The sequence below is a fragment of the Wolbachia endosymbiont of Drosophila simulans wHa genome (assembly GCF_000376605.1).
Lineage (GTDB): Bacteria > Pseudomonadota > Alphaproteobacteria > Rickettsiales > Anaplasmataceae > Wolbachia > Wolbachia pipientis.
Genome location: NC_021089.1, coordinates 479,511 through 494,626 on the forward strand (window position 1 = coordinate 479,511; position 15,116 = coordinate 494,626).

Annotated in this window: 12 protein-coding genes; 4 read left to right on the top strand and 8 right to left on the bottom strand. The window is 34.7% G+C overall.

Annotation, left to right across the window (positions count from 1 at the left end; translation table 11 throughout):
- Genes WHA_RS02115 through WHA_RS02130 form a run of 4 tightly spaced genes read right to left on the bottom strand, consistent with a single transcriptional unit; the run spans position 1 to position 1,981 of the window.
- On the bottom strand, positions 1–477 hold the full coding sequence (locus WHA_RS02115) for a F0F1 ATP synthase subunit B family protein (protein ID WP_015589035.1): 477 nt from the start codon (positions 475–477) through the stop codon (positions 1–3).
- A gap of 8 nt (positions 478–485) precedes the next feature.
- Complete coding sequence (locus WHA_RS02120) at positions 486–965, bottom strand: F0F1 ATP synthase subunit B family protein (protein WP_015589036.1); 480 nt, start codon at positions 963–965, stop codon at positions 486–488.
- A 3-nt stretch (positions 966–968) separates the two neighbouring features.
- On the bottom strand, positions 969–1,196 hold the full coding sequence (locus WHA_RS02125; RefSeq protein ID WP_006014985.1) for a F0F1 ATP synthase subunit C: 228 nt from the start codon (positions 1,194–1,196) through the stop codon (positions 969–971).
- A gap of 59 nt (positions 1,197–1,255) precedes the next feature.
- Positions 1,256–1,981, bottom strand: a complete 726-nt coding sequence (locus tag WHA_RS02130) for a F0F1 ATP synthase subunit A (protein ID WP_015589037.1) — start codon at positions 1,979–1,981, stop codon at positions 1,256–1,258.
- Between the two features lie 229 nt (positions 1,982–2,210).
- On the opposite strand from WHA_RS02130, the gene WHA_RS02135 reads away from it, so the two are divergent.
- Both WHA_RS02135 and pheT read left to right on the top strand, forming a co-directional pair.
- A complete protein-coding gene (locus WHA_RS02135; RefSeq protein ID WP_015589038.1) occupies positions 2,211–2,492 on the top strand; it encodes a hypothetical protein in 282 nt (93 codons plus the stop codon).
- A 112-nt stretch (positions 2,493–2,604) separates the two neighbouring features.
- Positions 2,605–4,944, top strand: a complete 2,340-nt coding sequence (pheT, locus tag WHA_RS02140) for a phenylalanine--tRNA ligase subunit beta (RefSeq protein WP_015589039.1) — start codon at positions 2,605–2,607, stop codon at positions 4,942–4,944.
- Here the strand turns inward: pheT and WHA_RS02145 are convergent.
- Positions 4,935–7,589: a hypothetical protein gene (locus tag WHA_RS02145; protein ID WP_015589040.1), complete on the bottom strand. Its 2,655-nt coding sequence runs from the start codon at positions 7,587–7,589 to the stop codon at positions 4,935–4,937. The two genes, pheT and WHA_RS02145, sit on opposite strands and share 10 nt — an antisense overlap.
- A gap of 58 nt (positions 7,590–7,647) precedes the next feature.
- On the bottom strand, positions 7,648–11,007 hold the full coding sequence (gene ileS / locus WHA_RS02150) for an isoleucine--tRNA ligase (RefSeq protein WP_015589041.1): 3,360 nt from the start codon (positions 11,005–11,007) through the stop codon (positions 7,648–7,650).
- A 176-nt stretch (positions 11,008–11,183) separates the two neighbouring features.
- Here ileS and WHA_RS02155 point away from each other — a divergent pair, with 176 nt between their 5' ends.
- Entirely contained in the window at positions 11,184–12,650 is a 1,467-nt protein-coding gene (locus WHA_RS02155) for a peptide MFS transporter (protein ID WP_015589042.1), read from the top strand.
- Between the two features lie 139 nt (positions 12,651–12,789).
- Here the strand turns inward: WHA_RS02155 and miaB are convergent, their stop codons facing one another.
- Complete coding sequence (gene miaB / locus WHA_RS02160; RefSeq protein WP_010962578.1) at positions 12,790–14,109, bottom strand: tRNA (N6-isopentenyl adenosine(37)-C2)-methylthiotransferase MiaB; 1,320 nt, start codon at positions 14,107–14,109, stop codon at positions 12,790–12,792.
- Positions 14,110–14,339: 230 nt separating this feature from the next.
- On the opposite strand from miaB, the gene WHA_RS06860 reads away from it, so the two are divergent.
- Positions 14,340–14,483: a hypothetical protein gene (locus WHA_RS06860; RefSeq protein ID WP_167482809.1), complete on the top strand. Its 144-nt coding sequence runs from the start codon at positions 14,340–14,342 to the stop codon at positions 14,481–14,483.
- Positions 14,484–14,677: 194 nt separating this feature from the next.
- Here WHA_RS06860 and hemJ read toward each other — a convergent pair whose 3' ends face one another.
- A complete protein-coding gene (hemJ, locus tag WHA_RS02170; protein ID WP_010082641.1) occupies positions 14,678–15,106 on the bottom strand; it encodes a protoporphyrinogen oxidase HemJ in 429 nt (142 codons plus the stop codon).
- Positions 15,107–15,116: the final 10 nt, after the last annotated feature.

Genomic DNA, 15,116 nt, shown 5'->3' on the forward strand with positions numbered 1-15,116 from the left:
CTAATGCAATTTTTTATTTAAGTCACGTGAAAATGAAGATATGACCTCGCTACTACGCTTATCATCTTTACGTTCATGCATTATTTTTTTTACAGCATCAGCAGCTATACTCGCTGTGTTAGCCTGTAAATCTCCAAGAGCTTTTTCAACTTGGTCAGTGACTTTCTTCAAGTTAGAATGGGCATTGTCATCTAATGTCTGATCTAGCTGCTGTCTATTGTGCTTAATGATACTATTAGCTTTATCAAGTGCTTCATTCATCATTTCATTAACTTCTGCATCTAATTTTTTGTATTTTTCAGAAGATTTTTTGTAATACTCCAACATATCTTTCCTGAATTTTTCAGTTTCTTCACTTGAAAATTTGCTTTTGTTACGCTTATTGTTAAACGCATTTTTTATCACTTTCTTCAGCAATTTATACGAAAGGACAAAAATTACCAAAAAGGCAAGACCGATAATCAGTGATGTAGACATAAAAACCCCTAAAATTCTTTGGACACCAAATCAGCAACAAACTCCTCTTCAATTTCAGAATTGGTCAATTTAGTATAATAAATTAAAGCAATACTAGTAGCCATTTGTTTTAACTGATCAGTATATTCAGATTTAAATTCTGCCACTTTTTCTTCAATAAGCTTGCTCTTTTTTTTGTCTTCCTCTTCTAATATATTCTTTACATTAGCTCTCATTTCTTCTACCTGAGCAAGTGCATCATCTATGATTTTTTTTGCCTGTATTCTAGCTTGGGTTAAAGCTGCGTTATACTTGGCAACCTGATCTTCCGTGAGTCTTAAAAGATGAACAGAACTATTAAAAGAATCCAATACTTCTTTACTTCTAGTGCTTATTATTTCATCTAACTTTGGCAAAAATAAACAACTTACTACGAAAAAAAGTGAAGAGAAAAAAATTAAAAACCAAAAAACTTGAGAAAAGAAGGTTGAAACATCAAGCTGTGGCATCTGTTAAGCAGCAAATATTAATAACATTGCAAGTACAAACGCAAGCAATCCCATGATTTCAACCATGGCAGCACCAATATAAACGTAACTTTTCATTTTACCTTCTGATTCAGGGTTCCTCGCAATCCCATTTAACATAGCAGAGAAGATATTAGCTATACCTAAACCAGCGCCGAGCATTCCAAACACAGCTAAACCAATTGCTATAAATTTTAAAGCTACTAAATCCATATATTACCTTTAATTATTTCTTTATAATATAATTGTAAAATATTCTACAAGGAAGTCAATTACTTTACTGCATCTGACAAATATACACATGTTAATATAGTAAATATATAAGCTTGTAAAATTGCAACAAATACTTCAAATCCTATCAATGCAATTATGAACAAAAACGGCGCAGGAGTGAAAAATATGTTCATATTTACAATAAACCCTGCTATCACTTTGATGATTGTATGACCAGCAATCATATTTGCTGCAAGCCTTATTGATAGGCTAATCGGTCTTACTAAATAAGCAAACAACTTAATAATAATTATTATAGGTGCAAGCCACGAAGGAGTTCCTTTTGGTAGCAATATGCGTAAAAATTCTACTCCCCTTTCTTTAAATCCAACAATCGTTATATAAATAAAAACCACCATCGATAAAGCGAAGGTGACTATCACATGACTTGTGACCGTGAAACTATAAGGAAGAACACCAACTAAATTACACGATAAAATGAAAATAAATACTGTGAATATCAATGGAATGTGCTGCAAGCCTTTGCTTCCAGTGTTATTTTCTATTATTGAAATAACAAAATCATATACATACTCAACTGCAGCTTGCAAATATCCTGGTATTACTGACCCCTTCTTTATTCCAAAAAGCAAAAAGAGTATCATCAATATCACCGAAATCATCGTGAAAAAAGATGAATTGGTAAAGCTTACGTCATACCCAAATAACCTAGGTAACTCTATTATTGTATATACCTTAAACTGTTCCAGTGGATTTAGTGCCATTTTAATCTGAATTATAAACAGTAAATAAAGTATGAATTTTATAGGACAAAGTCAAGAATTAAGATAAGGCTCTGTATTATTATAACATTAACATATTAACACAATATGTAATTAGAATGTTAATTACAGTCAGCTCTGTATTTTAAAATTTACTAATCTTGTTAAATTATTCAATATCTTGACTTAATATCTTATTTTGATTATAATTTAATTTTTAGTGAGGTATATAATGAACGAAATAGATTTTATTAACATTAATCATCTTTTAAATTTGGAGCAGGAATTTGGTAACGGATACATCGAATTTGTAGATTGTTTCCTTGACGAAGATACTCGCGATTATTACATAGGACTCAACGTACTAGATGAAAGCCATAATGCAATAAAACACTTCGTTTTTGATGGTAACATTGATGAGGATGCCTGGGATTATGGAAGTCTTAAATTCTTTCCGGAGATAGATTTAAAAGGTGACATAGAAAAAATTCTTTCTCTTCGCAAGAAGATATAAAGTTACAAAAGCTTCTACATCATTGTTTATGATGTAGAAGTATTCCACTACAACAAGCTTTAAAAGCACTACATTTTATATTACAATAACTTTTTTATTTCTTGTTAGATCGATGAAATTCACGTTATCTTGGTTACTGGAGTATTTAGAAACCAATGCTAGTTTAGAAGAAATTATCGATAAATTAACTCACATAGGGTTAGAAGTAGAAGATGTGATCGATAATTCCAGATTGACTGGGTTTATCGTTGCAGAGGTATTAGAAGTCGTACCTCATCCAAATGCTGATAAATTAAAATTATGTAAAGTAAATGATGGAAGTAAAATTCTACAAATAGTCTGTGGAGCAAACAATGTTAGAGAAGGTATGAAAACTGTACTTGCATCTCTTGGTAGCACGTTGCCAGAAAGTGATCTCACAATTAAGTCCACAAAAATACGAGGAATGCTAAGTGAAGGGATGCTCTGCTCTGCTTCTGAACTTGCGCTGGTTCAAGAGAAAAGTGAAGGAATAATCGAGCTTTCCGATGATTATAAAGTAGGGGATAAATTTTTCAATTGTGACCCTGTAATTGATATAAATGTTACTCCAAATCGTGGAGATTGCTTAGGCATTTATGGAATAGCTCGCGACCTTGCTGCAACTGGAATTGGGACATTAAAGACTTTAAGCATTCCACAACTTACCAGCTCCATAAATTCACCAATCGATGTTGAAGTTACTGACGGGGAAAGTTTTATTAGTGGAATATACATCGCCAATGTAAAAAATCAAGAAAGCCCAAAATGGTTAAAAGATAGGCTGGAATCGATAGGAATGCGCTCCATTTCTGCAATAGTTGATATCACGAACTATATTATGATATCTTTCAGCCGCCCAATGCACGCGTATGATGCAAAAAAAATAGAAGGAGAGCTCACAGTACGCAAAGCAAACGACGGAGAAAAATTTGCTGGTTTGAACGGTAAAGAATACTTATTAAACAAAGACATAAGCGTTATTGCAGGTGATAAAAATATTCATGGAATTGCTGGAATTATAGGTGGTAAGTGCAGTGAATGTACTCTTGAAACTACTGATATCTTTTTAGAGTCTGCTTGGTTCGATCCCATCTCTATTACTAAATCTTCAAGGCAGCTCGGCATCTCCACAGACGCTAGTTACAGATTTGCACGTTCAGTTGATCCTGGATTTACTTTTGATGGACTCAACCTTGCAGCTAAAATGATTCTGGACTTATGTGGTGGAGAAACCTCAAGCGTAGTGTCTGCTGGCAGTTTAGATAGTGCTGACACCAAGGTGAGCTTTGATTATCAGGATGTGAACAAGTTTGGAAGTGTGTCTGTATCGCCTGATGAGGTGCTTGATATCTTAACGAAACTAGGGTTTAGTATTGATAAAAAAACCGAAGGCAATTGGAATGTACAAGTACCAAGCTGGAGACCGGACGTGACAATACCTGCTGACCTAATCGAAGAAGTAACAAGGATATACGGCTATGACAAAATAAAAGAAGAACCACTACCAAATAATGTTGAAGAAGTAGATAGTACATACGACAATTTGCGTATTTTGATGACAAACAGAGGGTTTCATGAAGTGCTAACCTGGTCGTTTATGAGTGAATCAACAGCTGAAAAATTTGGTTACTCGAATAAGTTATTTATCATCGATAATCCGTTTAACAATAGCTTTAATATAATGAGACCAAGTATTATGCCAAATTTATTGCAAGTTACTGCTGATAATATTGCCCATGGAATATCTGATCTTGCAATCTTCGAAATCGGGCCGATTTACGATGGTGAAGCTCAGTCTAAGTATGTTTTAAGTGGAATTAGGTCAGGAAATAATTTACCGCGAAACCATTATAATACTGATAGGAAAGTAGATGTTTTTGACGCAAAGGCTGATTGCATAGCAGCTTTGGAGTTTTTTAACGTTAATTGTGATAATTTAACGATAGAGAAAGCAGAAAAAGAACATTACCACCCAGGAAAGTCAGTCACTCTCTCTTTTAAGAATAAAGTAGCAGGTTATTTTGGAGAGTTGCATCCTAATATATTAGATCTTTTTGATATCAAGCAAAAAGTTGTAGGTTTTGAGGTAATACTAGAAAATATTGAAAATTTACCTGTAAGTAGAAAGAAATTTATCGATTATAAATACCAAAGTGTAAAACGTGATTTTGCATTTATAGTAAATAAGGATGTGGAAGTAGGTAACATAATCAATGTGATAAAAAAAAGCTCAGAGCTCATCACAGAAGTTTTGATATTCGATGTATACCATGGAAATAATATAGAACCGAATAAGATGTCTATAGCGTTGTCAGTTACTTTTTGCTCTCCAATCCACACTTTAACTGAAAAAGAGATCCAAAAAGAATCAAGTGCTATAGTTAATTTAGTATGTGAAAATACCGGAGGAACTTTGAGAACTTATCGTTGAGTCACAATCATAGTTTCCTGCCGTTGCTGTGTCACACTTACTTCATCCAATTTATTTCCAATATTGAATTCAATATCCTTGAAAAATCTATCCCACATTCCATGCAAATGCTCTTCTATTTTAGGCCACACATCATTTTTAAATGTTACCCCATCATCAGAAAATAAATTACCTAAAAAGGCTCCAATACCTTCATAATTTGACTGAAAACATTGAAGAAATGTCTCTCCTTCTTTATAAGTATTATGTGCCACATTTAACGCTTTTCTCTCTGTAGTCTCTTTATAAGCATTTGATGCTCCAATCTTTATTGCACCAAACATAACTTTACTCCAGTTCTTAACTTTCTGTATACAACCTTCACTATTTCCTGGTATATTATTTATTATATTTTTTGTCAAATTGTCTATCAAAGGAGACAATAAATTTTGACTAAAATGTTTGATATTATCTTTTGTTTTAATTACAGGATATTTGATGCGTTTTTCTGCTAAACAGTACTCCAGTTCTGCTCTTTCTAATAACTTCTTGATTTCTTTTTCATCAAAAGTTTCAAGCTTGAATACCTTCAGTAAATCATCTTCTATTACTGCAAATTTTATTTTTTCACGAGACGTTAGTTCTTCTTTATAATCATTTTTTGTTTCTTCATTTATCAATAATTCTTTTTTGCCTAATTCTAACTGTTTTAATGCTTTCAGAATTTCTTCATTCCTTTTTAAGAGCACTTCTATTGATCTTGTACCCGGATGCCCTTTTTCCCTGTTATTTTGTTCAGCTTGTAAACGCTTATTTTGATCTTTGAGTGTTTGTTCTAATGTAGATTTTTCTAAATGTCCTTCATCTTGCACGCGAAAAGCTTCAATTATTTCTGCTAGACCTGATTCACCATATTTTCTTAATTTCTTGCATAAACGTAAAACACCCTTTTTTTGTTCTCGAAGTAACCTTTGCACTTTATATTTTTTTATTTCTAAATACATCTTTTCTATAAAGTCATTTATTTTAGCTGAAGCTTCCTTATCCGATGGAACCTTTACTTTTTTTTCTAAATCTTCAAGCTGCTTCCTTAGGCTTTGCTTCTCCTTATCCGGTATATCTGATTGACTTAACTTACCTTGAACTTTTTTCATTACTGATTTTATCAGCCTGCGCTCAATCTCTTGATCATGATATTCGAATTTAAAAAGGTCTTCTAACCCCCTTTTTAAGGTGTCATTTGTTAAGCTACTGTTTTCATGTATTTCTTTTAATTTCTTATATATATTGTTATACCTTGTTTGACCTATTCCTCTTAAACGTTCAATTTCTTCTTTCGCATTACCTAAGGCTTTCTCTGTTGCTTGGAGATGCTTATTTTTATAAATATCAATTACTGTCCTTTTAACTATTTCGCCTTCCTTTATAAGCTTTTTCCATTCCGCCTCATGTACAGAAAATTCATCATCTTTTGAGTCTTCTACTTCCATTCCTGCGTTTTTCAAATCTTCTATTATAATCTCTTTTCTACTTGGTAATTCCTTACCTTGGCTCTCTAATTCCTGTCTCACTAAAGAATTTTTTATCTCATCTTCCAGCGAAAAATCTTCTCCCCGTCTATCTCGCTGAAACTTAATTGCTTGTATAAAGGCAACTTGATAGGCGTTGTATATTAAGTGAGTTGTCAACTTAAAATCTATGCTACTTACCACTTTTAACCTGAATTCGTCCAACAATTCCTTCAATTTATCATATGTAATCTCTTTCTTTTCTAGTTTTATCAGTTCTTCCATAGTCTTCGCAAATTCTTGAATAGAAGTTGCAAGCACATTCTTGATCTCATTACGTAAAGGCTTAAGACCATTTTTTAAGTGGATATTAGCTGATAATTTCAGTATGGTATTATGTTCTGAATCACGTGCAACATTAAACCAACTACCATCTTTATCTTCGTATAAATCTCTAACTAGTTGTTTAAATTGCGGTGGAAACTTAACTTCCATATTCCACTTAATGTCTGCTTCAATAGCCTCTATCTCATGAAAAGACACCTCAATATTTTGGTGTTCATTTTGACATAACCCATTACTTATTTTAATAGCAGCAATCAAAAAATGAGATAATTTTTTATTTAAAAGATAAAAAGTAGCCAAAGCGAGTGTTGCAGGAATAAGTAATGCTGCAAGCACAGCGATATTAACAAGAATCACTATTGCAGCAAGAACACCATATGCCAATCTTTTTGCTGTACTTTCACTTACTTCACTTTTTTTTGTTTTATTCTCCTCTGAACTGATTTGTGTCTTATCATTTGTTTTTAATTTATTATATACGGCTAATCCTAACGCAGTGAAAACTATATAAGGAAACATTAAAACTGATAGAGCTAAATTTAATACTTTCTTCTCCGGGCAAGCTCGATTTACCTCTTTAAATATTCTACTTGATATATTATACCAAGAAGTAAAAAAATCAGAGTTATAATCTTTATAATGAAATATACTGAGTGGAACGTTAAAATTAGCTAACGGCTCTTGTTCTTCCACAGCATCAAAAAATTCTTCTTCCTCCTCCAAAGTAGCAACAGATTCTACTTTACCTAAATCATCACTATTGTTATTCAAATCAACAACTTTTTCATAATCATCTGCAACAGCCTTATTCACATTATAACCTTACCTCAAGTAACCTAAGTATAGCATAAACAATGACAACTTTCAACTACTAATAATTTAACCTAATACCAACACTTAAATCCTGATATTCCTTAGAATAGAAGTTAGTTCCAATTTCTGTATTAATGTCCAAAGATAAGGCAAGGGTCTGCTCTTTTATATATTCAAACCACGTATTTATTGCTTCCTTAATTTTCTCTTCTTCTGTTTTGATTATTACTCTGATTCTATCTGATATATGAAAATCAGCTTGTTTTCTGGTTTCTTGAATGAGCCTCACGACATCTCTCGCTAACCCTTCTAGAATTAATTCATCATTTAGTTCAGTATTTAGAATGACAACTCCTTTGTTGTTATCAAACACAGCAGAATATCCACTATTTGCTTTTAACAATAGTTCATATTCGCCTTTTTCTATGATGTAATTTTCTGACTCATTACCTAAAAAAACTTGCTCATTTTCAACTTGCTTCCATTTTCCCTCTTTGACATATTGAACTAGTTTCTTAATTTTATCTGGTATTCTCTTTCCAAGCAGCGGAAAACTTAGCTTTAACTCTAGTGATGCAATATCTTCAAGTCTGTTTACTAACTCCAGTTTTTTTACATTTACCTCATCTTTTATCATCTCTTGATATTCATTCATGCTTGGTGTCATTCCAGCACTTTTTTCTTTCTGGATCCCAGTGTCAGCTACTCGGATGACAGGAGAGAACTCTGGGATGACAGAAAACGGCTCACCTTCAAGAAAACTACAGGAAGACTGATGATAAATGATCATACTGCCAAGTGGCTGTCTGATACGTATGTTAAAAGTGTTTCTAATAGAGAGTGCAGAGTTGCATATCTCTCTCACCAAATCCATCTTGGCAATGAGCTGACTATCAAACTTCTCTAATTGTGGAAAATTAGCCAAATGAACAGATGTTTCTTCATACTTAAGCCCTTGCCATATATTCTCTGTTATAAGTGGCAACAAAGGAGCTGCAGCTCTTAGTATGTAATAAAAAACCGTATATAGAACATTATAAGCATCAGTTTTATCCTGATCCAAATCACTTTTCCAAAAACGCTCGCGACTGCGACGAATATACCAATTATTTAGCACTTCAAAAAAGTTCATTAAAATTTTGCAAGCCTCTTGGGAGTTATAGTTGTTCATAGAAGCTTGGATACCTTCTACAGCTTCAAAACACTTGGAAATCATGTAACGATCAATAGTGCTTTGATAATCCTTACAAACTTCAGCTTTAATCCCATCTGCATTTGCATACATGGTAAAAAAGTGATAGCTATTCCAAATAGGTTTTATTACGTTTTTCAGAACATCTCGTATTGAGTTTCCTTCTTTATCGAGTAGCAAATTACCACCACAAACAATAGATCCAGAAAGCATAAGAAAACGCAGTGCATCAGAACCGTATCTATCAAAAACCTCCATTGGATCTGCATAGTTATTCAAACGTTTGGACAATTTTTGCCCTTTTACATCCAAAACAACACCGTGGCATATGCAGTTCTTAAATGGTTCCCTATCAAACAAAGCAGTGGACAATACAAAGAGCGTATAAAACCACCCCCTGGTTTGCGCTATGTATTCAGTGATAAAATCCGCAGATTCAAACCACTCCTTATTTTCAAACGGATAGTGGATTTGCGCAAATGGCATCGAGCCAGATTCAAACCAGCAGTCAAACACGTCAGGTACACGGCGCATAACTGATTTTCCTGTTGGATCATCAGGATTTGGTCTTGTTAAAGTATCGATAAATGGTCTGTGCAAGTCGTCTATTTTAACATTAAAATCTCTCTCCAGTTCTTCTATTGAACCATATACATCTACTCTTGGATATCTCGCATCATCTGATTTCCATACAGGGATTGGCGTACCCCAGAATCGATTGCGTGAAATTGACCAGTCGTGTGCCCCTTCAAGCCATTTTCCAAATTGACCATCTCTAATGTGGTTTGGTATCCAATTAACTCTCTTATTTAGCTCTACCATTCTGCTTTTGAATTTTGTAACTGCAACATACCAAGAAGGCATAGTGCGATAGATCAAAGGAGTGTCAGTTCTCCAGCAGTGTGGATAATTGTGAATATATTGCTCAGTTTTAAACCAATTCCCTTGCTCTTTTAATTTTTTTATTACTGTATCATTGGTATCAAAAACATGAACCCCTGCCAAATCTGAAACTTCAGCAGTAAATTTTCCACTGTTATCAATTGGACAAATAACTGGAATATCATGGCTTTGGCAAAGGTAAAAATCTTCCTCACCAAATCCAGGAGCAGTATGCACAACGCCAGTACCATCTTCTTCTGTCACATAATCAGCGATGAAAACGCGGAATGCATTTTTCGTATCTTTAAAGTAATCAAATAGTGGTTTATAAGGAAGACCTGCAAGATCATTCGCTTTAAGTTTTATATTGCAGTTTTCATATGGAATATTGTTTTGTTCAGAGTGGCTGATAAATTTCTCTAGGTAGCTTTCAGCAAAAATATAAATTTCACTGTTCACTGAACTCCTTTCATTAACTTCTGTCATCCCAGTGCTTCGACACTGGGATCCAGAAATAGATTCCAGCGTCACGCGCTGGAATGACATCAAGGAGTGAACTGAAACTGCACAATACTCAATATCTTTCCCTATCGCCAAAGCCAAGTTGCTCGGCAACGTCCAAGGAGTTGTAGTCCAAGCAAGTAATTTACACTTTCGTTTAACACTTTTAAATTGCTGTGGGTTTTCTAAAAGCTCAAATGCAACAGTTACAGCTTTGCTAACTTTTTCTCTATACGCGTTATCAAGCCTTGTTTCGAAATTAGATAATGGAGTTTCGCATGCCCAGCTATATGGTACAACGCGCATTGATTCATACACCAGACCCTTATCATAAAGCTGCTTGAATGCCCACATGACCGACTCCATGAATGATTTATCCATAGTCTTATAGTCATTGTAAAAGTCTACCCACCTTGCTTGCCTATTTACATACTTCTCCCACTCTGATGAAAATTTCATCACAGAAGTACGGCAATGATCGTTAAATTTATCAATACCAAACTTCTCTACCTCAGTTCCGCCAGATATTCCAAGTTCCTTTTCTGCTCCCATCTCAGCCGGTAATCCATGGCAATCCCAGCCAAATCTACGTTCAACCCTTTTTTGAAGCATAGTTTGATATCTTGCAAATGCGTCTTTGATGAAACCAGTGAGTAAATGTCCATAATGCGGAAGTCCATTTGCAAACGGAGGCCCATCGTAAAAGACAAAACAATTATCCTTGGAACGTTCTTCAACTGACCGCTCAAAAACTTTGTTTTCCTGCCAAAATTTTATGATTTCCTTTTCTAACGATGAAAAATCAGGACTACTTACTGTATCAGGATAATGCTTTGACTTCATGTTCGCTATGTAAAACTAAAGAATATAGGGCTTTCTGAAAAATTACAAATTCAAAAATATTTCCGTAGCTCACACCCCAACAAACTATTCTGCCAAGCTTCCAATACCTTTTTTTAAGTTTTACTTGCAGTTTTTATTGTTTTACTTAACATTAACCCAAGCTTTAGGGGTATTTTATGGATCAGAAGACAGATAAGTTTCCACAATTTTTAAAAATGTTGTGCTTTGTTGAAATGTGGGAACGTTTCTCTTACTATGGAATGAGGGCACTTTTGGTCCTATTTTTGACTTCTCACTTAGGTTTCACTGATGAGAGGGCCTTTACTATTTACTCATTATTTGCTGCAACAGGTTATGCTATACCAATACTTGGAGGTTTTTTAGCTGATAAGTTGATGGGATTCCGCAACATGGTGTTGCTTGGAGGGATAGTGATGATAGCAGGTCATGCTTGCATGTCATTGGTTAAGTTTGAACCAGGTTTATTATATTTAGGTTTATCTCTAATAGCCATAGGTACTGGTATGTTTAAAGGGAACGTAACTAACTTACTTAGTTCATGCTATGGCAAAGACGATTCTGAACGTAGCAGAGGCTTTACTTTATTTTACGTAGGTGTGAATATTGGAGCAATATTGGCTTCTATTTCATGTGGTTATGTAGCCCACTTGTTTGGCTGGCACTACGGCTTTGGTTTAGCTGGTATTGGGATGTCTATAGGGCTAATCTTTTTTCTCAAATTTCAGAATCTTTTAGGAGATAGCGGCCTTTCTCCTTATCCAGAGCTTATGAATAAGCGCATATTAGGGATTAAAATTTTTGGTATAGTATTGATAGGAAGCTTTTTGTCATCATCAATAATTGCTAAAATGCTTATACATAGTGAATTTTTTACTAATATGCTCATATTTATTGGAATAACAGCTCTGGGCATATTTATTTATATAATATCTAAATTATCAGCAGAACAAAGACGAAAATTAGTGGCATTATCTATTCTTGTGGTATTTTTCTTGTGTTTTTTTGCTTTAGAAATGCAGCTTAGCTCTTTGGTTAACTTATTCACCGAAAGAAACGTTATTAACAATGTATTAGGTATAACAATCCCAGCTTCAGTTTCTCAAGCCATAAATCCTTTGTCAATTATAATATTTGGCTTTCTTTTTGGAACATACATGAAGTTTAAGCAAAAATATGCAACTTCCATGTTTACCCTTGGCCTTCTGACAATGGCTATGTGTTTTTTCACACTGTACATAGGATGTTTAAACTCTAACATTGAAGGTAAAGTAGAATACTTATATTTAATAATTGCTATCTCCTTTATGGGACTGGGAGAATTATGTATTGCTCCATTAGTCCAAGAACAAGCAACTACACTAGCCCCCAAAAACCTTAGAGGAGTAGTGATGGGTATAGTAATGCTGTCATTAGCGTTTTCTAACCTAGCCGGAGTTGCAATATCAAAATTTATGTCAGTTCCTTCAGTAAATGGTAAAATAAATTATTTAGAATCTTTAGAAATATATAAAGAGGGTTTTTTAAAGGTGGGAATATTTAATTTAATGCTCGTTATTGTATTTTTATTCTTCTTCAATTTTATACATAAAGTTGTTACTAACTCATCTTGTACAAAAAATTGATATAGGTAAGCTCAAATTTGTAGGTTTAAGGTACCCGTTCAGCAGAGGTAGCAATTAAACTTTGTAACTTTTGAAAAAGATTATGATTGCATTTTTTCAATACTCTTTGCTTAAGATTTATATTTAACGCTGCTTAAAATCAGTGAAATGCACACCCCAGCAAACTACTCTGCCGAGCTTCCAACACTTTCACATTTACTATTTTGTCCCTGTATTTATCTTCAGAATCATCAATGCACACTGATTGCATATATGGGCTTTTACCAATAATTTGGTTTTGGTGTTTACCTTTTTTATCGCTAAATAGAACAGGTATAGTTTTACCTACCATACTCTGGTTAAACTCAAGTTGTTGCTTACTAATTAATTTCTGTAAACGAAGAAGGCGCTCTGTTTTAACCTCTTCTGGTACTTGATCTTTTCTTTCCGCTCCCGGTGTGCCTGGTCTTGGGCTGTATTTAAAACTATAAGCCTGAGCATATCTAACTTTTTCTACTAATTTCATAGTTTCTTCAAAATCTTTTTCGGTTTCTCCAGGAAAACCAACAATAAAATCAGAAGAAAATTCGATTTCAGGTTTCAATTTGCGAAATCTGTCTATTATTTCCAAATACTCCTCTGCAGTGTGTTTCCTGTTCATCGCGTGCAATATTTTATTCGAACCAGACTGCACAGGCAGGTGAACAAACGGCATGAGCTTTGGCTCTTCCGCATGTGCCAAGTAGAGAGATTCATGCATATCTCTTGGATGAGAAGTTGTATAACGAATCCTCTCTAGCTTTTCAATTTTAGCAATATGACTAATTAATTTTCCTAAATCCCACACTTCCCCTTCGCACTCCCCATGGTAAGCATTGACGTTCTGACCAAGCAAATTGATCTCATTTGCCCCATTTGCAACTAATTTCAATGCTTCACGAAATATTTCATTCACTGGCCGTGAATACTCAGCTCCACGAGTATAGGGGACTACACAAAACGTACAAAATTTATCACAACCCTCTTGTATGGCAAGAAACGCAGAAGACCCCTGGCTATTGCCATAGCATTCATCTGGCAATTTATCAAACTTTGCAACTTCAGGAAAATCAGTGTTTATTACATGACCTTTACTTCTGCTTGCTTTGACTATCAGCTCCGGTAAGGTAGCGATACTCTGCGGACCAACAACAATATCAACAAAAGGAGCCCTTCTGAACACTTCTTCTCCCTCTGCTTGCGCTACACACCCAGCCACCACTATAGTCATTTCTTTTCGTAACGAATGAATCTTCCCAAGCTCTGAGTAAAGTTTTTCTGCTGCCTTCTCTCTAATGTGACAAGTATTCAGTATCACTAAATCGGCTTTCCCTGCATCACTAACAACGTTGAACCCCAAAGGTTTAATTACATTTTCCATTAAAACGGAGTCATAAACGTTCATCTGACAGCCGTAAGTTTTAATATATAGGCCTTTCATATTTGGTATGTCTTTTTCAAAATTTCTTCACCCTACACGTAAATGTCTAACAGACCAGCGCGTGACGCTAGTGAACTTGCTAGCACAATAGATTTTGACAAAATTATACGAAAAACTGGATCTCAGTGTCAAGCACTTGGATGACAAGTTCTCGGCAACCCCTACTTCATACCATCACGGTATCTCTAGATCCCGCTAACAAGTAGCGGGATGACGGTTGTCAGGGTGTCATGAAAGTAGCTAACACTGGCTTCCATCCAAGAGGGCAGTGCCCTCTTCTTGTCATCCCAGTGCTTGACACTGGGATCCAGGAAAAAGAATGGTGTCATCCGAGTAGCTTGACACTGGCATCCAGGAAACTTAATTGCAAGTAATGCATTGAGTTTGGTGAGTATGGGTTTTGCGTTATAGAATGAAGCACTTTTGGTGAATTTGTAAAGAAAGCTGGATCCCAGTGTCAAGCACTGGAATGACAAGAAAGGGAGCACTGGAATTTTTATTTCAGTATTGTACATTAGCCATGCATCTGAACAGATACGAGCTTTCTGCTTTTTTTGGGTAAGGTCAGTCAAAAAGGTTTTACAACAACCATAATAACTATAACTATTATCAATACTGTAACTGCTTCATTTAAAACGCGAAAATAAATATGTGACTTCTTATTCGAACCCATTGCAAAATTTTTCCTATATTTTGCAAGTAGCATATGAATAATTAACATCAAAAGTATTGCAAATGCTTTTACATGAAACCATCCTTCACGATATGCTTCCCTAATAACCATTAGTGTAATTCCAAGACCAAGTGAGAAAAGCATTGCAGGGTTTATGATATATCTAAGTAGCCTCTTTTCCATTGTTTGAAGCAAGCTATCATTTTCCGATCCCGGTTTTACAGTTGCATGGTAGACATAAAGCCTGGGTAAATAAAGCATACCTGCCATCCACATGATAACAGAGATAACGTGAAAAGCCTCAAGCCAGTGGTAATAGTTCATTAGCAAAAAT

Excerpts from the sequence above, each read along its gene's own strand:
- WHA_RS02115 (WP_015589035.1), bottom strand. The coding sequence starts at position 477 with ATGTCTACATCACTGATTATCGGTCTTGCCTTTTTGGTAATTTTTGTC.
- WHA_RS02120 (WP_015589036.1), bottom strand. The coding sequence starts at position 965 with ATGCCACAGCTTGATGTTTCAACCTTCTTTTCTCAAGTTTTTTGGTTT.
- WHA_RS02125 (WP_006014985.1), bottom strand. The coding sequence starts at position 1,196 with ATGGATTTAGTAGCTTTAAAATTTATAGCAATTGGTTTAGCTGTGTTT.
- WHA_RS02130 (WP_015589037.1), bottom strand. The coding sequence starts at position 1,981 with ATGGCACTAAATCCACTGGAACAGTTTAAGGTATATACAATAATAGAG.
- WHA_RS02135 (WP_015589038.1), top strand. The coding sequence starts at position 2,211 with ATGAACGAAATAGATTTTATTAACATTAATCATCTTTTAAATTTGGAG.
- pheT (WP_015589039.1), top strand. The coding sequence starts at position 2,605 with ATGAAATTCACGTTATCTTGGTTACTGGAGTATTTAGAAACCAATGCT.
- ileS (WP_015589041.1), bottom strand. The coding sequence starts at position 11,007 with ATGAAGTCAAAGCATTATCCTGATACAGTAAGTAGTCCTGATTTTTCA.
- WHA_RS02155 (WP_015589042.1), top strand. The coding sequence starts at position 11,184 with ATGGATCAGAAGACAGATAAGTTTCCACAATTTTTAAAAATGTTGTGC.
- miaB (WP_010962578.1), bottom strand. The coding sequence starts at position 14,109 with ATGAAAGGCCTATATATTAAAACTTACGGCTGTCAGATGAACGTTTAT.
- WHA_RS06860 (WP_167482809.1), top strand. The coding sequence starts at position 14,340 with ATGAAAGTAGCTAACACTGGCTTCCATCCAAGAGGGCAGTGCCCTCTT.
- hemJ (WP_010082641.1), bottom strand. The coding sequence starts at position 15,106 with ATGAACTATTACCACTGGCTTGAGGCTTTTCACGTTATCTCTGTTATC.